Annotated in this window: 16 protein-coding genes; 7 read left to right on the top strand and 9 right to left on the bottom strand. The window is 61.7% G+C overall.

All coding sequences use genetic code 11. The features are described 5' to 3' along the window. The first annotated feature begins 148 nt into the window (after nucleotides 1-148). A complete protein-coding gene (gene can / locus HX792_RS06255) occupies nucleotides 149-793 on the top strand; it encodes a carbonate dehydratase (RefSeq protein ID WP_046070813.1) in 645 nt (214 codons plus the stop codon). Here can and HX792_RS06250 read toward each other — a convergent pair. From HX792_RS06250 to HX792_RS06230, 5 genes are all read right to left on the bottom strand, one after another. Further along, on the bottom strand, nucleotides 790-1,299 hold the full coding sequence (locus HX792_RS06250; RefSeq protein ID WP_176995241.1) for an SET domain-containing protein-lysine N-methyltransferase: 510 nt from the start codon (nucleotides 1,297-1,299) through the stop codon (nucleotides 790-792). The genes can and HX792_RS06250 overlap by 4 nt on opposite strands. 146 nt (nucleotides 1,300-1,445) lie before the next feature. Then, on the bottom strand, nucleotides 1,446-2,615 hold the full coding sequence (locus HX792_RS06245; RefSeq protein WP_176995240.1) for a hypothetical protein: 1,170 nt from the start codon (nucleotides 2,613-2,615) through the stop codon (nucleotides 1,446-1,448). Between the two features lie 122 nt (nucleotides 2,616-2,737). Next, nucleotides 2,738-4,438, bottom strand: coding sequence for an acid phosphatase (acpA, locus tag HX792_RS06240; RefSeq protein WP_176995239.1), 1,701 nt, complete (start codon nucleotides 4,436-4,438; stop codon nucleotides 2,738-2,740). Nucleotides 4,439-4,531: 93 nt separating this feature from the next. Next, nucleotides 4,532-4,852: a hypothetical protein gene (locus HX792_RS06235; protein ID WP_176995238.1), complete on the bottom strand. Its 321-nt coding sequence runs from the start codon at nucleotides 4,850-4,852 to the stop codon at nucleotides 4,532-4,534. Nucleotides 4,853-4,979: 127 nt separating this feature from the next. Then, nucleotides 4,980-6,398: a TIGR00366 family protein gene (locus tag HX792_RS06230; RefSeq protein ID WP_176995237.1), complete on the bottom strand. Its 1,419-nt coding sequence runs from the start codon at nucleotides 6,396-6,398 to the stop codon at nucleotides 4,980-4,982. A 186-nt stretch (nucleotides 6,399-6,584) separates the two neighbouring features. Here HX792_RS06230 and HX792_RS06225 point away from each other — a divergent pair, with 186 nt between their 5' ends. Next, nucleotides 6,585-7,874 carry an MFS transporter gene (locus tag HX792_RS06225; RefSeq protein WP_176995236.1) on the top strand — a complete coding sequence of 430 codons (1,290 nt, stop codon included), beginning with the start codon at nucleotides 6,585-6,587 and terminating at the stop codon, nucleotides 7,872-7,874. Nucleotides 7,875-7,877: 3 nt separating this feature from the next. On the opposite strand, the gene HX792_RS06220 is transcribed toward HX792_RS06225, so the two are convergent. Then, complete coding sequence (locus tag HX792_RS06220; RefSeq protein ID WP_176995235.1) at nucleotides 7,878-9,248, bottom strand: gluconate:H+ symporter; 1,371 nt, start codon at nucleotides 9,246-9,248, stop codon at nucleotides 7,878-7,880. Nucleotides 9,249-9,542: 294 nt separating this feature from the next. Here HX792_RS06220 and HX792_RS06215 point away from each other — a divergent pair, with 294 nt between their 5' ends. From HX792_RS06215 to HX792_RS06200, 4 genes are all read left to right on the top strand, one after another. After that, complete coding sequence (locus tag HX792_RS06215) at nucleotides 9,543-10,448, top strand: cation diffusion facilitator family transporter (RefSeq protein WP_176995234.1); 906 nt, start codon at nucleotides 9,543-9,545, stop codon at nucleotides 10,446-10,448. A gap of 99 nt (nucleotides 10,449-10,547) precedes the next feature. Further along, nucleotides 10,548-11,768: a TolC family protein gene (locus HX792_RS06210; protein ID WP_176995233.1), complete on the top strand. Its 1,221-nt coding sequence runs from the start codon at nucleotides 10,548-10,550 to the stop codon at nucleotides 11,766-11,768. Between the two features lie 16 nt (nucleotides 11,769-11,784). Next, complete coding sequence (locus tag HX792_RS06205; protein ID WP_176995232.1) at nucleotides 11,785-12,891, top strand: efflux RND transporter periplasmic adaptor subunit; 1,107 nt, start codon at nucleotides 11,785-11,787, stop codon at nucleotides 12,889-12,891. Nucleotides 12,892-12,909: 18 nt separating this feature from the next. Beyond that, nucleotides 12,910-16,047, top strand: coding sequence for a CusA/CzcA family heavy metal efflux RND transporter (locus tag HX792_RS06200; protein WP_176995231.1), 3,138 nt, complete (start codon nucleotides 12,910-12,912; stop codon nucleotides 16,045-16,047). 224 nt (nucleotides 16,048-16,271) lie between these two features. Here HX792_RS06200 and HX792_RS06195 read toward each other — a convergent pair whose 3' ends face one another. From HX792_RS06195 to HX792_RS06185, 3 genes are all read right to left on the bottom strand, one after another. After that, nucleotides 16,272-17,654 (bottom strand): heavy metal sensor histidine kinase, encoded by a 1,383-nt coding sequence (locus tag HX792_RS06195; RefSeq protein WP_176995230.1) that lies wholly within the window; start codon nucleotides 17,652-17,654, stop codon nucleotides 16,272-16,274. Beyond that, nucleotides 17,651-18,325 (bottom strand): heavy metal response regulator transcription factor, encoded by a 675-nt coding sequence (locus HX792_RS06190; RefSeq protein ID WP_176995229.1) that lies wholly within the window; start codon nucleotides 18,323-18,325, stop codon nucleotides 17,651-17,653. The genes HX792_RS06195 and HX792_RS06190 overlap by 4 nt, the downstream gene beginning before the upstream one ends. A 340-nt stretch (nucleotides 18,326-18,665) precedes the next feature. Next, the gene (locus tag HX792_RS06185; protein ID WP_176995228.1) at nucleotides 18,666-19,985 is read right to left on the bottom strand and encodes an OprD family porin; all 1,320 of its coding nucleotides are present in this window, start codon (nucleotides 19,983-19,985) and stop codon (nucleotides 18,666-18,668) included. Nucleotides 19,986-20,210: 225 nt separating this feature from the next. Here HX792_RS06185 and HX792_RS06180 point away from each other — a divergent pair, with 225 nt between their 5' ends. Next, nucleotides 20,211-20,543 carry a DUF2790 domain-containing protein gene (locus HX792_RS06180; RefSeq protein WP_176995227.1) on the top strand — a complete coding sequence of 111 codons (333 nt, stop codon included), beginning with the start codon at nucleotides 20,211-20,213 and terminating at the stop codon, nucleotides 20,541-20,543. Nucleotides 20,544-20,598: the final 55 nt, after the last annotated feature.

The following is a 20,598-nucleotide window of genomic DNA, read 5'->3' as shown; positions in this document are numbered from 1 at the left end:
TCCTCATACTGTGGGGCTTATAGTGTGTGGACAGGCTGCACGCCCCAAAGATTCAAGCGGATTCACGCTTGTTATTCACCGGCAGGGCGTGACCTGGACGTGGGGTTGTCAGTCACAAAACTGCGCATCATTCCTGAGGCTTTCCCTGATGAACGAACTACAAGACCTGCTTGATAACAACGAACGCTGGGCGGACGCGATCAAACAGGAAGATCCCGAATTCTTCGCCAAGCTTGCCCGCCAGCAAACCCCGGAATACCTGTGGATCGGCTGCTCCGACGCCCGGGTACCGGCCAACGAGATCGTCGGCATGCTGCCGGGTGATCTGTTCGTGCACCGCAACGTGGCCAACGTGGTGCTGCACACCGACCTCAACTGCCTGTCGGTCATCCAGTACGCGGTGGACGTGCTCAAGGTCAAACACATCCTGGTCACTGGCCACTATGGCTGCGGCGGCGTACGTGCCTCGATGCAGGACCGTCAGTTCGGCCTGATCGACGGCTGGTTGCGCACCATTCGTGACCTCTACTACGAAAACCGTGATCTGTTGGCCCAGCTGCCAACCGAAGAAGAGCGCGTCGACCGGATGTGCGAGCTGAACGTGATCCAGCAGGTGGCCAACGTCGGGCATACCAGCATTGTGCAAAACGCCTGGCACCGTGGGCAGAGCCTGTCGATCCATGGCTGCATCTATGGCATCAAGGACGGCCGCTGGAAGAGTCTGAACACCACCATCAGTGGTTTCGAGCAGCTACCGCCGCAATATCGTCTGCGCCCGCTGGGCGAAGCTTAAGGCCGGTTACGTTCGTACCATTGCCTGCCTTCGGCGTTCGGGGCTTCCGCGTTGCCGGTGATCCAGCCCCGGCAGTTCGGCTCGCCGCACTGGCAGGCGAATTGCCGGAACAGCACGTCCTCGGTGGTGGCGTAATCCATGGTCAGCTGTTCGCCTGCCGGGATATGACGTACGGTCCAGGCCTCCAGGTAATGCAAGTCGAGGAACACGTTCGGATTGCACGAATGCATGACCAGGCCTGTGAACCAGCAGTCGTACAGGTGGATGCGTGGGGATAACCGCAACGTGTGCACGCGTCGTTCGCTCAGTGCATAGCCGGAGATCTTGGCGATGCACACGCGGCTGTCGAAGGCGACGCGCGTTCGGATACCGGTTTGCATGCCATTGGCCATTTGCATCACTTCAAAATGCTCGGTCGTGGGGTAACCCAGGCCCAGTAACAGCTTGAAGGGATAAAGGTAATTGCTCTTGGCTTTTTTGGCCTTGTCCTTGGCTTGAGTGTTCATGACTCTCCTGGCTTAGGCTGCATCGACCTGCGGAGAGTGTCTGACTGCCAGTCTTGCAGCGAATGGGCGCACTTCAAGACTTGCTCAAGTTACAACCAATTTCTACTGTCAAATCTGACAGTAGAAATTGGTTTTTTTTGTGCGCCCTACAGCGCTGGGGCAGTGACGGAAGGGGCGGGAGCGGCGCTTTTCAGCTGTTTAAGCTGGGCTTTGACCGGCGGCGTGGCGCATTTGGCGTTGGCTTGCTCCGGCGGCAAGTTGCGCACCGAGGTGTAGAACAGTTCACAGGTCTGTTCCTTGCGGGTGACCTGCCAGGTATTCATGCACGCTTTGAGCAATACATTCGGATCGCTCGCCGGTTTCTGTCCCATCCCGGCCTGCCAGCACGCTGCGCTCAGGTCCTGGCCCATCACTTTCAAACCGGCTTCATCGGCCTTTTGTTCGTTGCCATCATAGGTGGCCGGATCGGCCGCGTACCAGATGTAACTGGGGTGGTTGGCGCCCAGCACCGACACGGTTTTACCTGTCGCCGGGCTGATCTGCGCCAGGCCCAGCACGCCCACGGTCTGGCCATATTGCTGTTTGATCCAGCTGCGCACCGGCGCGCCGAATGCCACCATCGGCAATGAGCCGTTGGGCTGCAGGCTCAACTCCTTGACCATGCGCGTCTGGTAGTCAGCGAAGTAGCTGTAGACGTTTTCCAGGTCCTTGCCGGCGTTGGACGGCGCGGCAATCGGGGCGATATCGATGATGGTCTGGTACGCCGGTGTTTCGGTGGCCGGGATGCCATTGTCGGTCAGCAGTGTCGCCCAGCGGTCGGTGGTCGCCGACTCCAGGTAGTCCTGGGCCTGGGTCAGCGAATAATCCGGTGGGAAGTGCAGCAGCTCGATGCTTTTGCGGTTTTCCAGGGCCATGCCCAGCGGCAGGAACAGGTACCAGTTATAGGCCCACTTGCCGTCGGTATTGAGCTTGCTTGCGCCCTGGTAGGCCAGGTCGGCGGTGTTGAGTAGCGTGGTCAGCGGTTGGCCGTAGTTGTCGGGCACGCCACTGAAGGTGGCCGACACCTGCCCATCATGGGTCTTCACACTGACTTTGGCCCGGCTGTAACCGTCTCGCTGCAGGCTCTGGTTCAAATAATGCTCGGCGGTCTGCTCCAGCGTCCACGGGCGGAAGCAGATCACGTTGCAGTTATTGGGAAAAGCGAACAGCTGGGTCACACGTTGCGTGCTGCCCAGCGGTACTTCGATGTCGGCCTGTACGACCGCACTGGCCATCAGTGCGGCCAGGGTGAAGGACAACCTGGTCGGTTTAAACATTGTCTGTTCCTTGTCAGCGAAAGCCCGTCTGCGCGGGGTGAAAGCCCACGTGCACACAGTAGCGGTTGACCAGGAAAACCGCGTGCTAAATCGCCAGCTGTGTCGCTATTGGATAAGAAAACCTACAGGGTGAACTGCAATGCGTTGCTCAGATCACCCATCGGCTTCTGGCCACGGGCGATCATCGCGTCATCACGCTGTTTGAGGCCGTCCAGGGTCTCCAGCTGGAACACACGGGTGATCAGGCGCAGGATCGACGCCGTGTCGTAAACCGTGTGGTCCACAGTGCCTTTGCGTGCGAATGGCGACACCACCAGCGCCGGAATCCGGGTGCCAGGGCCCCAACGGTCGCCTTTTGGCGGTGCCACGTGGTCCCACCAGCCGCCGTTTTCATCGACGGTCACCACCACCACCATGTTTTTCCACTGCGGGCTTTCTTGCAGCACCTTCAGGGCGCGGGCGATATGGCGGTCGCCCGAGGCCACGTCGGCGTAGCCTGCGTGCATGTTCAGGTTGCCCTGGGGCTTGTAGAAGCTCACGGCAGGCAGCTTGCCGGCCTGGGCATCGGCGAAGAACTTGTTGGTGCTCGACTCATCGCCCAAACCGCCGTCGCGCAGGCGCTTGTCCCGCTCGGCGCGGTTTTCCGGCCCCTGTTTCTTGAAGTAGTTGAACGGCTGGTGGTGGTACTGGAAGTTCGGGATCTTGGGGATGCCGCCCGAGTCCTTGAACTGATCCAGCGTGGCCTGCCATGCCCCGGCGTACCACGCCCAGTCGACGTTCTTTTTCGACAGCTTGTCGCCAATGTGCTCGTGGGTTTGCGGCACCAGCACGTTGGGCAGGTCGGGTTTGGAGTAGTCCGGGTTTTCCGGGTCGCGAATCCACGTTGGCCAGTAAGGCGGGGCCAGGGTATTTACGCCGTAGCCGTCCGGGGTCAGCGCGCTGGGGCCGAACTGCGGCGGGCCGGTCATGGCGCTGGCCGGGGATTTGTCCAGGGGCTTGAGACGCGGGTCGGTCGGGTCATCGCTTTGCAGCGTGGCGATCTGGGCCTTGGCCACCGATTGTGCGGCATTCGGATAAAACGGTGCCGTGGCGCTGATCAGGTACTGGTGGTTGAGGAACGAGCCACCAAATGCACCCTGGAAGAAGTTATCGCAGAGCACAAATTCCTTGGCCACATCCCACAACCGCAGGGAGTACCGGCTCTGGGCGTAATACCCCATCACCAGGCCACCGGAGTCAGCCCAGGCGACAAAGTTGTCGTTCTTGCCGCCGTTGATCTGCATCTGGTTCTGATAAAACACGTGCCACAAGTCGCGGGTCACCAGGCTCAGGGGCAGGTCTTCAGCGTTCGGGCCCTTGAGGGCGAAAGGCGCGTTGGGCAGGTTTTCCTGGAACTGCACTTCGCTGGGGTAGGTCACCCCGTCAACGCTTTGCGTGCCGACTTGCAGCACACCGCCCCAGGCGGGCGGCAGGGTGGTCAGCAGGCTGCCGTCACGGTCGCGTTGCTGCACGTCGGCCGCAGAGAGGGCGGACAGTGGCTTCTCGACGCCAGGGAAGTCAGCAAACAGGTTGTTGAAACTGCGGTTCTCGGCGTAGATCACCACCACGGTTTTCACCTGGTCGTGCAGGGCCTTGTCCAGCTCTTGCGGAGTGAGCGGTCGCGCCACCGGCTTGCCCGGTGCTTCGCTGGTATTGCCGCACGCACTCAAGGTTGCGCCGACCCCCAGCACTGCCGCGCCTCCCAGGAAGCGCCGGCGACTGGTGTCTACCGGCGCCTGGTCTGCGGAATCGGGGGAAGGGCGGTCTTCGTGCTCATCACTCATTGTTGGGAGTCCCTGTCGAGGTGTTGCAAGATATTTCGCAGGACGGTAACAACGCAATGTGACGGAAAGAAGACAGCGGTTTGAATCAGAGGATCAGAGCAGGCGCAGGGCCAATTGGGCACCAGCGCGCAAGTACTCCACCTGTGCCGTCACCGCATCCTTGACGATGGCTTCGCCGGTGTCAGTCAGCTTGGCTTTTTTTGCATCGATGACACTGGTCTGCAACAGCTGCATGGCCACGTCGATCGATTTCTGGAGCGCGGTCACGTTGTTATGCAGGCCAAACTCCTTGATGACGGTGGCCATGCGGCGATCAGCGTCGTCACGCAAGGCCCTGTACTCAGTGACCGAGACGGTGTCGTCCTGGTAGATATCAGTGATCAACTCTTCCAGTGATTTGGATAGGGGCGTCATCGGATTTTCCTTGGTGTTGGGTGAGGGAGGAATCCGAATCAGATTAATCAAAGGCCCTGGCGGAAGGAGTCAGGGGTTGTCGTTGCCGGGTGTACGACAACCCCACGTGATCAATGAGATGTTGCTATCAAGGCATAACCGGTGGCAGATATTTCAATGTAGTCCCCAGTGCCCACAACAGGAACAGCACCAACGGCGTGTGCACCAGCAACTGCACAAATGAGAACCCAATCAGGTCCCGTGCCTTCAACCCCAGTACGCCCAGCAGCGGCAACATATAGAACGGGTTGATCAGGTTCGGCAGCGCCTCGGCAGCGTTGTAGATCTGCACCGCCCAGCCCAGGTGGTATTGCAGGTCATTGGCCACTTGCATCACGTAAGGCGCTTCGATGATCCACTTGCCGCCGCCCGACGGGATAAAGAAGCCGAGCACCGCCGAGTACACGCCCATCAACAAGGCATAGGTGTCGTGGGAGGCAATGGAGGTGAAGAACAGCGAGATATGGTGCGCAAGGGTCTGGCCGTCGCCGCCCTTGACCACGGTCATCAGCGCCGCAATCGAGCCATACAGCGGGAACTGGATCAGCACGCCCGTGGTGGTCGGCACCGCACGGGCCACGGCATCAAGGAAGCTGCGCGGGCGCCAGTGCAGCAGTGCACCGACCATGATGAACAGGAAGTTGTAGGTGTTCAGCCCCGAGATGGCGCTGATCGCCGGCTTGGTCGAAAACTCGTGGAACAACCAACCGGCCGCCAGCAACGCCAGCAGAATGGTCAGCAACGGGCTGTGTTCCAGCCATTCGCCCGGGCGAGTCGGTGCTTGTACCTTGGGCAGATTGAACGCCGGGTCGACGCCGCAAGCCTTGGCATCACGGGCGCTGTTCGGCCCAGGTGCGGTGGCGTAGGCAATAATCAGCGAGACCACAATCAGCGCCAACAGCAGCACGCCCGATTGCCACAGGAAGATGGTGTCGGTGAACGGGATCACCCCGGTAATCGACAAAATCGACGGCGGCAGGCTGGCCGGGTTGGCCTGCAGTTGCGCGGCCGACGACGACAGCCCCAAGGCCCACACGGCCCCAAGACCCAAGTAGGCCGCAGCGCCGGCAGCACGGTAATCCATGCGCAAATCGGTGCGACGGGCCAGCGCACGCACCAGCAAACCGCCGAACACCAGGGACAGGCCCCAGTTCAGCAGGGAGGCAACCATGGAGATCAACGCCACCCACGCCACGGCCGTGCGGCCGTTTTTCGGGATGCGCGCCAGGCGGTCAATCAGTTTCACCGCAGGCGGGGAGCTGGCGACTACGTAACCGCCGATCACCACAAAGGCCATCTGCATGGTGAACGGAATCAGGCTCCAGAACCCGTCACCAAAGGCCTTGGCGGCTTCGGCCGGCGCAGCGCCCATGCCCAGGGTCGCCACGGCGACAATGATCACGGCGAGGGCGGCGAACACCCAGGAGTCAGGAAACCAGCGTTCGGCGAAGTTGGAACAACGCAGGGCAAATCGGGCATAGCGGCTTTCTTCGATAGCATCGGCCACGAGTCATTCCTCTTGTATTTATTATGGGTGTTGGCAGTTTTACGGCATGTTCCGCTACGGCCATTGATATGGGAATGCAGTTATCTTCATCGATCAATGAGGAAAACAAATATATCTGTCGTGATTGCCATCACTCGGCCCAACTCATAACCTGCACGCCATTTTGTTTGTCTGCCGAGCCTTGTCATGACTGCCACCTCTTTCCCACGGGCGCAGCGTTTTTCCCGCTCCGACTACAAAACCCTGGGCCTGGCCGCCCTGGGCGGCGCCCTGGAAATCTACGACTTCATCATCTTCGTGTTCTTCGCACTGACCCTCAGCCAACTGTTCTTCCCGCCGGAAATGCCCGAATGGCTGCGCCTGCTGCAAAGCTTCGGCATCTTCGTCACCGGCTACCTGGCGCGGCCGCTGGGCGGCATCCTGATGGCACATTTTGCCGATCATCTGGGGCGCAAACGGGTGTTCAGCCTCAGCATCCTGATGATGGCGTTGCCCTGCCTGCTGATTGGCGTCATGCCAACCTATGCGCAAATCGGCTATTTCGCCCCATTGATTCTGCTGGCGCTGCGCGTGCTGCAAGGCGCCGCCGTGGGCGGTGAAGTGCCGAGCGCCTGGACCTTCGTCGCCGAACACGCGCCGAGAAACCATCGCGGCTACGCCCTGGGCTTCCTGCAAGCCGGCCTGACCTTTGGCTACCTGCTCGGCGCGCTGACCGCCACCTTGCTGGCGCAAGTCTTCACCCCCGCCGAAATCCTCGACTACGCCTGGCGCTTCCCCTTCCTGCTCGGCGGTGTGTTCGGCGTGATCGGCGTGTGGCTGCGCCGCTGGCTCAGCGAAACCCCGGTGTTCCTCGAAATGCAGGCCCGCCGCCAGGCCGCCGCCGAACTGCCGCTGCGCACCGTATTGCGCGACCACCGCGCCGTGCTGCTGCCGGCAATGATCCTCACCTGCGTGCTCACCTCCGCCGTGGTAGTGCTGGTGGTCATCACCCCAACCATGATGCAGAAAACCTTCGGCATGAGCCCCAGCCACACCTTCGCCTTGAGCGCCTTGGGCATCGTGTTCCTGAACATCGGCTGTGTGCTTGCCGGCCTGTTGGTGGACCGCATCGGCGCCTGGCGCGCGGTGCTGGTCTACAGCCTGCTGTTACCGGTGGGGGTTGCTGTGCTGTACGCCAGCCTCATCGCCGGTGGCGTCTGGCTGGGCGCGGCGTATGCCGTGGCGGGCTTGAGTTGCGGGGTGGTGGGCGCGGTGCCGTCGGTGATGGTCGGCCTGTTTCCGGCGCAGGTGCGGGTGTCGGGCATTTCCTTCACCTACAACATTGCCTATGCACTGTGGGCGAGCACCACGCCGTTGCTGTTGATCGCGCTGATGCCGACCAGCCCGTGGATCTGCGTGGGCTATTGCGTGGTGATGGGGGCGGTGGGCGTGGTGAGTGTGGCGCTATTTGGCAAGCGCCACACCTTGGCCGCCTAGGGCTCAGGTCAGGAAATGCCAGAGCAACAACGTACCGATCAAGCCGACGACTGAAACGATGGTCTGCAACACCGACCACACCCAGATCGTCTGCTTCAACTGCAGGCCGAAATACTCGCGCACCATCCAGAACCCGGCGTCGTTGACGTGGCAGAAGAACACCGAGCCGGCGCCAATCGCCAGGGCCACCAGTGAGCTTTGCGTGGCCGCCAGCCCGGCCATCATCGGCGCGAGGATGCCCGCCGTCGTGGTGGTGGCGACGGTGGCCGAGCCGGTGGCCTGGCGCAAGGCCACGGCGATCAACCACGCCAGCAGCAGGTACGGCATGTGCGCGCCTTCGGCGACCTTGCTGATGGTCTGGCTGACGCCCGCGTCCAGCAAGGTTTGCTTGAGGCCGCCACCGGCGCCGATGGTCAGCAGCAACACGGCGATCGGCGCCAGGGCCTTGCGCAGGGTGTTGCCGACTTCGGCACGCGGCATGCCGGCCGCCCAGCCCAGGCAGATCACGGCCGCAATCACCGCCAGGCCGAGGGCGATCAGCGGTTCACCGAGGAACTTCAAGGTCAACGCCACCGGGCTCTCCGGTGACATGGCGACCTTGGCCAGGGTGCTGCCGAGCATCAGGATCACCGGCAACAAAATAATCAGCAACGACACGCCGAAGCTCGGCTGACGCGGCGCCTTGGGCGGTGCGCTGAACAGCGCGCCGATGTCGGCCGGTTCATCCACGTGCAGGCGCTTGGACAGCCAGTTGCCGTAAATCGGGCCGGCGAGGATCACCGCCGGCACCGCCAGGCAGAAGCCCAGCAACATGGTCAGGCCCAGGTCCGCGTGCAACGCACCCACTGCAATCAGTGGGCCCGGGTGCGGTGGCATCAGGGCGTGCAGGGTGGTCATGCCTGCCAGCGCCGGGATGGCGATTTTCAGCAGCGGCAGGTTCGAACGTTTAGCCATCACGAAGATGATCGGCACCATCATCACCAGGCCCACTTCGAAGAACAGCGGCAAGCCGATCACCATGGCCACCAGCGCCATCACCCAGGGCAATGACTTGCCCTTGCCCAGGCCAAGCAGGGTGGTGGCGATGCGGTCGGCGGCGCCGGATTCCGCCATCAGCGCGCCGAGCATCGAGCCCAGGGCAATGATGATGCCGGCTTCACCGAGGATTGCACCGGCACCCTTGCTGAACGCCTTGGCGACCTCCTCCGGTGGCAGCCCGGCGCCGACACCGGCGATGAAGGTGCCGATCAGGATCGACAGGAACGGCGGCAGCTTGGTCGCGCTGATCAGCACGATGATGCTGGCGATGGCCAGCAGTACACAAAACATGAGGCGGGTGTCGTGAACCATCCACGCGGCAGTCGATAACTCCAAAACGGGACTCCTTATCGAACAGGTTGGCTAATTTGTTTCTTTTTGTTTCCTGCACGAAAAGCATACCTGATAGAACCGTGGCAGAGCGCCCGTGTGCGATTTTGGTGCGCCAAAAAATAACGCCGGACTGGCGGCCGGATGATAAATCCGCAAGGCATGCCACTTTTTTGCATCAGGACTCTATCTTTGTAGGAGCCGGCTTGCCGGCGATGACGCCCGCAAGGTCGGCGCAACGGCCAAAACCGTTATCGCCGGCAAGCCGGCTCCTACATGACGAATCAGGAGTACCGCCCCATGAGCGCAGGACACAACCACGCCCAGGTACGCGCCGGCCACGAGCGCAAGTTATGGATGGCCCTGGGCCTGACGGGCAGCTTCATGATCGCTGAAGTGATCGGCGCCTTCGTCACCGGCAGCCTGGCACTGTTGTCCGACGCCGCGCACATGATGACCGACGCCCTGGCCCTGGCGATCTCCCTGGTGGCCATCCAGGTCGCCAAGCGCCCGGCCGACCGCAAGCGCACTTTCGGTTATGCGCGCTTCGAGATACTGGCAGCGGCGTTCAATGCGTTGCTGTTGTTCGCCGTGGCGTTCTACATCCTGTATGAGGCGTACCAACGGTTGCAGGCGCCGGCCGAGATCCAGTCCACCGGCATGTTGGTGATTGCAGTGCTGGGGCTGATCGTCAACCTGATCTCCATGCGCCTGCTCAGCGCCGCCAGCGGCGAGAGTCTCAACGTCAAGGGCGCCTACCTGGAAGTGTGGAGTGACATGCTCGGCTCCATCGGCGTGATCATCGCGGCGGTGGTGATCATGCTCACCGGCTGGGGCTGGGTCGACTCGCTGGTGGCGGCCGCCATCGGTTTCTGGGTGTTGCCACGCACCTGGACGCTGCTCAAGGAAAGCATGAACGTGCTGCTGCAAGGTGTGCCGGACGGCGTTGATATCGATCAGGTCGAGCAGGGCATTCGTAGCGTGCCTGGGGTGAGGGACGTGCACGACTTGCACATCTGGGCCCTGACCAGCGGCAAGAATGTGCTGAGCACGCACTTGGTCGCCGATGCGTCCCAAGGCTCCGAGCAACAGATCCTCAGTCGAGTGACGGAGTTGCTGCACGAACAATTCGATATTTCCCACGCCACCATTCAGGTCGAGGGCGAAGGGTTTCAGCACGATGAGCATGACGAGGTGCATGCCTGACGGATTTGTAATCTTTGCTCCACCGCCGCGATAAGTGCTGAACGCTACATTGCCCCCGCTGGGAAACCTCAGCAACTTCATGGGCGTGGAACTCTCGTTATGGCACTTTCGCTTAGAACACTGTTGGGGGCGGCCGCCTTGTGGGCCGCCGCCAGTGCCGTCCAGGCACAAACCCTCACCCTCGACTCGGCCCTGCAAACCGCCTTCGCCAACAACCCGGACCTGGCGGCGGCGCAATGGGAAATCGACATCGCCAGGGGCGGTCGCCAGCAAGCGGGATTGATCCCCAACCCGGTCGCTTCGCTGGATGCCGAAGACACCCGTCGCGATACCCGCACCACCACCCTCAAGCTCAGCCAGACCCTGGAACTGGGTGGCAAGCGTGGCGCGCGTATCGACGTGGCGACGCGGGCCCAGGACGCGGCGGCGCTGACCCTGGAGCAGCGGCGCAACGGCCTGCGCGCCGAGGTGATCGACAGCTATTACAGCGCCCTGCGCGCTCAGGAACGCCTTGACCTGGCGCAGCGCTCGCTGGCCCTGGCCGAGCGCGGCCTGGTGGTCGCCAATGGGCGCGTGACCGCAGGTAAATCGTCGCCGGTAGAAGCCACCCGCGCCCAGGTGCAATTGTCGGAAATACGCCTGGAACTGAACCGCGCCGAGGTCGGCCTCACTGACGCCTACCGTCGCCTGGCCGCCAGCACCGGCAGCGCCGCCACCGACTTCCAGGCCGTTGCTGCGCCAACCCAAGTGGCGCCGCAATTACCAGCCTCGGCGCAGTTGCTGGCGCGCCTGGAACACACCACCGAACTGCGCCTGGCCGAATTGCAGATCCTGCAAAGCGAAGCCAGCGTCGGCCTGGAAAAAGCCCAGCGCATTCCCGACCTCGACCTGTCCATCGGCAGCCAATACGACGCCAGTGTGCGCGAACGGGTGAACCTGATCGGCGTGTCGATGCCGATCCCATTGTTCAACCGCAACCAGGGCAACGTACTCGCCGCCAGCCGTCGTGCCGACCAGGCCCGCGACCTGCGCAACGCCACTGAACTGCGCCTGCGCACCGAAACCCGCCAGGCCCTGGACCTGTGGCAAACCGCGAACACCGAAGTGCGTGCGTTCAACCAACAGATCCTGCCCGCTGCCCAGAGCGCAGTGGACAGCGCCACCCGTGGTTTCGAGATGGGCAAGTTCAACTTCCTCGACGTGCTCGACGCCCAGCGCACCTTGATCGCAGCCCGCACCCAATACCTCGCGGCCACCGCCCAGGCCACCGACGCCTGGGTGCGCATCGAACGAATCTACGGCGACCTCGCCCGGTTTTGATTTTCTGGAGTCCTCTATGAACCCTAAACATGGCGTGGCGCTTGCCGTCGCCCTCGGCCTGATGCTGTCCGGTTTTGCCAAGGCCGACGAAGAAGAAGGCGCACTTGAACTCACCGAACAGCAGATCCAGGCGGCCGGCATTCAGCTGGCTCAGGCGCAGCCCCGTGCGATCAGCACGATGCTCACGCTGCCCGGCGAAGTGCGTTTCGACGAAGACCGTACCTCGCACATCGTGCCCCGTGCGGCAGGCGTGGTGGAGTCGGTGAAAGTCAATCTTGGCCAGTCAGTAAAGAAGGGCGAGCTGTTGGCGGTGATCGCCAGCCAGCAGATTTCCGATCAGCGCAGCGAGTTGGCGGCCAGCGAGCGTCGTGTCGAACTGGCGCGCACCACCTTCCAGCGTGAGCGCCAGTTGTGGCAGGACAAAATCTCCGCCGAGCAGGATTACCTGCTGGCGCGCCAGGCCCTGCAGGAAGCTGAAATCGCCCTGAACAATGCGCGCCAGAAGATGAACGCCCTCAGCGGCAGCGCGGTGTTGGTGGGCGGCAATCGCTATGAGTTGCGTGCGCCGTTCGCCGGCACCGTGGTGGAAAAACACCTGGGCGTGGGCGAGGTGGTCAGCGAAACCAGCAACGCCTTTACCCTCTCGGACCTGTCCCAGGTGTGGGTCACCTTCGGCGTGTTTCCCAAGGACTTGAACAAGGTGCGTGTCGGTAAACCGGTGACCGTCAGCTCCACGGAGATGGGCACCGACGTGCAAGGCACCGTGGCCTACGTCGGTAATCTGCTCGGTGAGCAAACCCGCACCGCCACCGTGCGCGTGACCGTGCCCAACCCCGATGACGCCTGGCGCCCGGGCCTGTTTGTGTCGGTGCAGGTGGCGACCGACACCTACCAGGCCAAGGTCACCGTGCCGCAGGCCGCGATCCAGACCGTGGAGGACAAACCCTCGGTATTCGTGCGCACGCCCGACGGTTTTATCACTCGCCATCTGGAACTGGGCGTCAGCGAAAACGGTTATGTCGAAGTGCGCCAGGGCCTCGACGCCGGGGCGCAGGTGGCCACCGTCGGCAGCTTCATCCTCAAGTCCGAACTGGGCAAAGGCTCGGCCGAACACGCCCATTGATCCTGCGAGTGATTCCCCATGTTTGAACGCCTTATCCAATTCGCCATCGAGCAACGCATCATCGTGCTGCTGGCGGTGCTGTTGATGGCCGGTGTCGGCATCGCCAGCTATCAGAAGTTGCCCATCGACGCGGTGCCCGACATCACCAACGTGCAGGTGCAGATCAACTCCGCAGCGGCCGGTTACTCGCCGCTGGAAACCGAACAGCGCATCACCTTTCCCATCGAAACCGCCATGGCCGGGCTGCCGGGGTTGCAGCAGACCCGTTCGCTGTCGCGCTCCGGGCTGTCCCAGGTGACGGTGATTTTCAAAGACGGCACCGACCTGTTCTTCGCCCGTCAGTTGGTCAACGAACGCCTGCAAGTGGCCCGCGAGCAGTTGCCCGACGGTATCGAAACCGCCATGGGGCCGATCTCTACGGGCCTGGGGGAAATTTTCCTGTGGACCGTGGAGGCCAAGGACGGCGCACTCAAGGACGACGGCACGCCCTACACCCCGACCGACCTGCGGGTGATCCAGGACTGGATCATCAAGCCGCAACTGCGCAACGTGCCGGGTGTGGCCGAGATCAACACCATCGGTGGATTCGCCAAGGAGTATCAGATCGCCCCCGACCCTAAGCGCCTGGCCGCCTACAACCTGACCTTGGGCGATCTGGTCACAGCGCTGGAGCGCAACAACGCCAACGTCGGCGCCGGGTACATCGAGCGCAGCGGTGAGCAGTTGTTGATCCGCGCGCCGGGCCAGGTGGCGTCTGTCGACGACATTGCCAATATCGTGATCACCACCTCGGACGGCACGCCGATTCGCGTGCGCAACGTGGCGCAGGTCGACATTGGCCGCGAGTTGCGCACGGGGGCGGCCACCGAAAACGGACGGGAAGTAGTGCTGGGCACGGTGTTCATGCTGATCGGTGAGAACAGCCGTACGGTGTCCCAGTCAGTGGCCAAAAAGCTTGAAGAGATCAACCGTTCGTTGCCCGCAGGCGTGGTCGCGGCCACGGTCTACGACCGCACCAACCTGGTGGAAAAAGCCATCGCCACCGTGAAGAAAAACCTCTTCGAAGGGGCGCTGCTGGTGGTGGCCGTGCTGTTCCTGTTCCTGGGCAACATTCGTGCGGCACTGATCACCGCGATGGTGATTCCGCTGGCGATGCTGTTCACCTTTACCGGGATGTTCACCAACAAGGTCAGCGCCAACCTGATGAGCCTTGGCGCGCTGGACTTCGGCATCATCGTCGACGGCGCGGTGGTGATTGTCGAAAACGCCATTCGCCGCCTGGCCCATGCGCAACAGCGTCACGGGCGATTGCTCACGCGCAGCGAACGCCTGCACGAAGTGTTCGCTGCCGCCAAGGAAGCGCGGCGTGCGCTGATCTTCGGGCAGTTGATCATCATGGTGGTGTACCTGCCGATCTTCGCCCTCACCGGGGTGGCCGGGAAGATGTTCCACCCGATGGCGTTCACCGTAGTGATCGCCTTGTTCGGCGCGATGATCTTGTCGGTGACCTTCGTGCCGGCGGCCATCGCGCTGTTCGTCACCGGCAAGGTCAAGGAAGAAGAAAACCTGGTGATGCGCACCGCACGCCGCGCCTATGCGCCGGTGCTCGATTGGGTGATGGCGCGCCGTCCGCTGGTGTTTGGCTTGGCGGTGTTGACCATCGTGGGTTCGGGCTGGGTCGCCAGCCGCATGGGCAGCGAGTTTATCCCCAGCCTCAGCGAAGGCGACTTCGCCCAGCAAGCCCTGCGCGTACCCGGCACCAGCCTCACGCAATCGGTGCAGATGCAGCAGCAATTGGAAAAAACCTTGATGGCCCAGGTGCCGGAAATCGAGCGGGTGTTTGCACGCACCGGCACGGCGGAAATCGCCTCAGACCCCATGCCGCCGAACATTTCCGACAGCTACGTGATGCTCAAGCCGAAGGACCAGTGGCCGGACCCGAAAAAGTCCCGCGAAGCCCTGATCGCCGATATCCAGCGTGCCAGTGCGATTGTGCCGGGCAGCGCGTATGAACTGTCGCAACCGATCCAGCTGCGCTTCAACGAGCTGATTTCGGGCGTGCGCAGCGATGTGGCGGTGAAGGTGTTTGGCGATGACATGGCGGTGCTGAACAGGACCGCCGCTGAAATCGCCGAGACCTTGCAAACCCTCAACGGTGCCTCGGAGGTAAAGGTGGAGCAGACGTCCGGCCTGCCGGTACTGACCATCAATATCGACCGCGACAAGGCCGCGCGTTTTGGCCTGAATGTGGGCGATGTGCAGGACACCATTGCCGTCGCCGTTGGCGGGCGCCAGGCCGGCACGCTGTACGAAGGCGACCGCCGTTTTGACATGGTCGTGCGTTTGTCCGACGCGTTGCGCACCGACATCGACGGCTTGTCACGGTTGTTGATCCCGGTGCCGGCGTTGGCCAGCAATGCCTCGGGGCAACTGGGGTTTATTGCGTTGTCCCAGGTGGCCAGCCTGGACCTGGTGCTTGGCCCCAATCAAATCAGCCGCGAGAACGGCAAGCGCTTGGTGATCGTCAGTGCCAATGTGCGTGGGCGTGACATTGGCTCGTTTGTGGATGAGGCCGAGGCGGCCATTACCGCGCAAGTCAAGGTGCCAGCCGGTTACTGGACCACCTGGGGTGGCCAGTTCGAACAATTGAAAGAAGCCTCCGAGCGTTTGCGCATCGTGGTGCCGGTGGCCTTGCTGCTGGTGTTCGGGTTGCTGTTCATGATGTTCAACAACCTCAAGGATGGGTTGCTGGTGTTCACCGGGATTCCGTTCGCGTTGACCGGTGGGATCATGGCGCTGTGGCTGCGTGATATTCCGCTGTCGATCTCGGCGGGAGTGGGGTTTATCGCGTTGTCTGGTGTGGCAGTGCTCAACGGGCTGGTGATGATTGCGTTTATCCGCAACCTGCGCGAGGAGGGGCGTTCGTTGTCGGTCGCGATCCACGAAGGCGCGCTGACACGCTTGCGCCCGGTGTTGATGACCGCGCTGGTGGCGTCCCTCGGCTTCATCCCCATGGCACTGGCCACTGGCACCGGCGCCGAAGTGCAGCGCCCGTTGGCGACGGTGGTGATCGGCGGCATCATCTCCTCCACCTTGCTGACCTTGCTGGTGCTGCCGGCCCTCTACCAATGGGCCCATCGCAAAGAAGAGTCATGAAACACCACAGACAACATGTAGGAGCTGGCTTGCCGGCGATGCAGGCGCCTCGGTGTATCAGTGGCAGCGCAGTGATGCCATCGCAGGCAAGCCAGCTCCCACAGGGAATTGCGTTGTTCTTGTGTAGGAGCCGGCTTGCCGGCGATGCAGGCGCCTCGGTGTATCAGTGGCAGCGCAGTGATGCTATCGCTGGCAAGCCAGCTCCTACAGGATGCGCGTCTGATTTATAGGGGGAAGACCAGCCGAAACAAAGTGAAGCCACCGGGCAGGCTGCGCACGTCAGCCTGGCCCTGATGCAGGCTCATGATCGAACGCACGATGGCCAGTCCCAGACCGGTACCGCCTTCGGTGCGGGCGCGGCTGCTGTCGACACGGTAGAAGCGCTCGAACAGGTGAGGCAAATGTTGCGCTTCGATCCCCGGGCCCGGGTTGCTCACTGACACCGACGCGTGGTTGCCATAGGCTTCCACCAACAAGGAAATGTTCGAGCCTTGCGGAGTGTGGCGGATAGCATTGGACAACAGGTTGGAAAGGGCGCGCTGGATCATCAGGCGGTCGCCTTGCACCTGGGCGTCACCGCTCAAGGTCAGGGTCAGCTGCTTGTCCTCGGCGCTCAGGGCGAACAACTCCATCACCCGGTGGGCTTCGTCGGCCAGTGACACGGTGGCGAACGAAGCCCGCGCGGCGGGGTGGCTCACCTGGGCCAGGAACAGCATGTCGGAGACGATGCGCGCCAAGCGCTCCAGCTCTTCGGTGTTGGATTCGAGCACCGCTTTGTATTCGTCCGGTGGCCGCTGGCGTGAGAGGGTCACCTGGGCCTTGCCCATCAGGTTGGTCAGCGGCGCGCGCAATTCGTGGGCGAGGTCATCGGAGAATTGCGAGAGTTGCTGCACTCCGGCGTCGAGGCGCTTGAGCATCACGTTGAAGCCTTGCGCCAACTCACCCAGCTCCTGCGGCAGGTTGTCGACGGACAGGCGATGGGTCAGGTCCTGGGTGGTGACCTTGGCCGCGATCTGGCTGAATTGCTTCAACGGCGCCAATCCCCGTTGTACCAGCCACCAGGCGCCCATGCCGATCAGGATTAGCAGCATCGGCAGGGCGATCACCGTGGCGCGCAGGTAGGCACTGAGCAACGCCTGGTCGTCCATGCGGTCCAGGGACAGCACCACGCGCACCCGTTCACCGCTGGCCAGGCGCATCAGGCTGGAGGCGCTGAGCACCTGGTTGCCGTAACTGTCTTCCCAGTTGAGATAGCCGAGGGTTTCGCGGTGCGCATAGTCCGTCAGCAACGGCTCCTGGGGCTTGGCCCCGATGCTTAGCAGCACGCTGTTATCCGGCGCGGTGCCGACGATGGTCAGGTAAAAATTGTCATGGCCCATCACCAGGTCCATCAGCGAATGGGGGCGGGCGCGGATGGCGCGGGTGTCCAGGCCCTGGGAGAGGCTGTGCTGGATCTGCTCCATCTTGCTCTCCAGGCCCTTGCGCGCGAGTTTTTCCAGCTCGAAGGTGAGGGCCAGGTAAGCCAGGGTCGCCAACAGCAACACCAGGCCTGCGCCCATCACGCTGACGGTCAGCCCCAGGCGCATCGACAGGCTGCCGGTCCTCATGGTCGCGCCTCCAGCACGTAACCCACGCCGCGGATGGTGTGGATCAGCTTGACCTCGCTCTGGTCGTCCACCTTGGCCCGTAGGCGGCTGATGGAGACTTCGACCACGTTGGTGTCGCAGTCGAAATTCATGTCCCACACCAGCGAGATGATCTGTGTGCGGGTCAGCACTTCTCCGGCCTGGCGCATCAACACCTGGAGCAGGGCGAACTCCTTGGTGGTCAGGTCGATGCGCCGGGTGCCGCGATAGGCGCGGTGGCGGCGCGGGTCCAGTTCCAGGTCCGACACGCAAAACACTTCCGGCTGCGGGATGTGTTCGCTGCGCCGTAGCAGCGTGCGCACCCGCGCGAGCAACTCGGGAAATTCGAAGGGCTTGACCAGGTAATCGTCGGCGCCCATGTCCAGGCCTTTGATCTTGTCGTCCAGGCGGCCACGGGCGGTGAGCATCATCACGCGCTGGGTGCCGTTGCGGCGCAATTGTTCCAGCACGTGCCAGCCATCCTTGCCGGGCAGGTTGACGTCGAGAATCACCAGTTCGTAAGCGTGCTGTCCGGCCAGGTGCAGGCCGTCGATACCGTTGGCGGCGCAGTCGACCACGTAGCCGCTTTCACTGAGACCCTGCTGCAGGTAGGCAGCGGTTTTTTGCTCGTCCTCAACCACAAGGATACGCATGGGGGTTGACCTTTTTCGCAATGAGAAGGGGGATCCATTTCCTTATGGAGGGTGTTGCCGGGGAGCCGCAGACTCTGAACCGTGAAGTCACTTCAGGGTCAACTGCGACCATCGGTCGCAACTAAAGTGAACAGCCAAAAAAAACGCCCCAGTGGGGCGTTAAAAATCCATCTCTTTCCAAAGGAGCTACACAAAAGCTTCAGAGATGAATGTGCTCGGTGTTGCAACTTGACGCCAGTCTACGAAGTTCAACTTAACGAGAAGGTGAGGCCAATATTACAGTTTTGATAACTGGCTATTTGTGAACAGATGTTAGTCAAGCGCGAACGAATGTAATGACTCAGAGAATAGTCATGGGGTATTCGGCAATCACGCGCACTTCTTCCAGGTCTGACTCGAATGCACTGGAACGCACCGTGGCCTGGCGCAAACGCAGCGACAAGTCTTTCAAGTTGCCACTTTGCACCACGTACCTGGCTTCGATATCACGTTCCCAACGACGTTGATCGGTCAACGGGTTGCCCGCCCCGTCGCGGCGCATGTACACGGCGTTGGCGTTGCTGTAGTCGGCGCCGGTGCCCTTGCCGTAGCGGGTCATGAACGACAGGCCGGGAATGCCGAATGCCTGCATGTCCAGGTCATAGCGCACCATCCACGAACGTTCCTTGGGCGAGTTGAAGTCGCTGTACTGGATCGAGTTGTTGAGGAAGATCGAGTCGGACTGGCGCAGGTAATCGAAGTCGTCATCGCCGTTGTTGCGCTGGTGCGACACGGCCACGCTGTGGGCACCGACCTTCACCCCGACCCTGGCGCTCCAGATGCTGTTGTCGAACTCGCCCAGCCGCTTCTTGCCCTCATCCACGGCCTTGTAATAGTTGATGTCGCCGAACAGCGAGATGTCTTCGTTCAGGGGGTAGTTGGCGGCGCTGCCCAGGTAGTACTGATCCCAGGCGTCCTTGAGACGGCTGCTGTAAAGGCTCAGGCTGAGGTGCTTGTTCACCGTGTAATCGCCGCCGAAATAGCCGATCCAGGGCGAGTCGACCTTGCCTGCGTAGAACGTTGCAAAGCCGTTGTTCATGCCACTTTCATTGGGCTGGCTCATGCCGCTCAAACGCCCGCCTTGCAGGCTCAAGCCTTCGATGCTGGTGTTTTGCGCGGTCACGCCACGAAAGCTTTCGGGCAATAGGCGCGAGTCGCCGTAGGCCACCACCGGCGTAACTGGGAACACGTCGCCAGCCTTGATCACGGTGTCGAGCACGCGCAGTTTCGCGGCGCCGCCGACCTTGCTGTAGCCGGTTTCCGGATGGTCTTCGCTGTCCACCGGTAACACGCCGAACGAGCCCTTGCCGCCGCTGCGGCCGGTACCCGAATCGAGTTTGAGGCCGTACATGGCAAATGCGTCCAGGCCAAACCCCACGGTGCCTTGGGTAAAACCGGACTCGAACTTGCCGATCAACCCCTGCGCCCAGGCTTCGGAATAGCCATTGCCGGTAGGGCTGGACTGGCCCTTGCGGTCATCGCGGTTGAAGTAAAAATTGCGCGCCAGCACATTCAGGCTGCTGCCTTCGATAAAGCCTTCTGGCTTGCCTTCCACAGCCACGGCGGCCAGGGGCAGTGCGGCAATCAATGAAAAGGGAAGGGTGTAATACACAGTGCTCATGTTTCGCTCCTCGGTAGTGGCAGTGTTCAGCTTCTTATTGAGGTGGGCGTTTTTATTGATCTGGCCCGGGCTGATAGTTGCAAACTGCAGATAACGGCGAAGTGGCGCGAACATTACAATTCTGGAAACTAACGTCCATCTAACAAATAAGTAATGTTCTGGTGAACATCGCGTCAGGGTTCGCTGGTTACGCTCGGCACTGAACTTTCAGACGAGGAACCAGCAATGAACTTTTATAAACTTGGCCTGGGTGTACTGGCTGCAGTGTTGTCATTTGGCGCAATGGCCGAGGGCGGTGGGGACCGCACCTTTGCGTTTATGATGGAGCGCAATGAAAAAGCGATGGCCGACTATGCCAACCGGGTCGGCAAGCCTGCGCCCGAGGTGCAGGCGTATCGCTACGGCATGAAACTGGACATTGCCAAGGTGGTCAACGTCACGCCGCCGATCCGTTCGTGCAATCCAGTGCCGTCGCGCATGACCTACGAAGACTCCAGCGGCAAGCTCAATACCCTTGAATATCAAGTGATGGGGGTATGCCGAAACAACGGCGGTTAATGGATCCAAAAAATCAGTGGAATACAGCAAAAAAAGCGCTTCAGAAAACGCCGGC

The organism is Pseudomonas sp. B6002, assembly GCF_013385985.1.
Classification (GTDB): Bacteria; Pseudomonadota; Gammaproteobacteria; order Pseudomonadales; family Pseudomonadaceae; genus Aquipseudomonas.
Note: the sequence above shows the minus strand (reverse complement) of the source record. Positions and strands in the feature narration are given on the sequence as shown.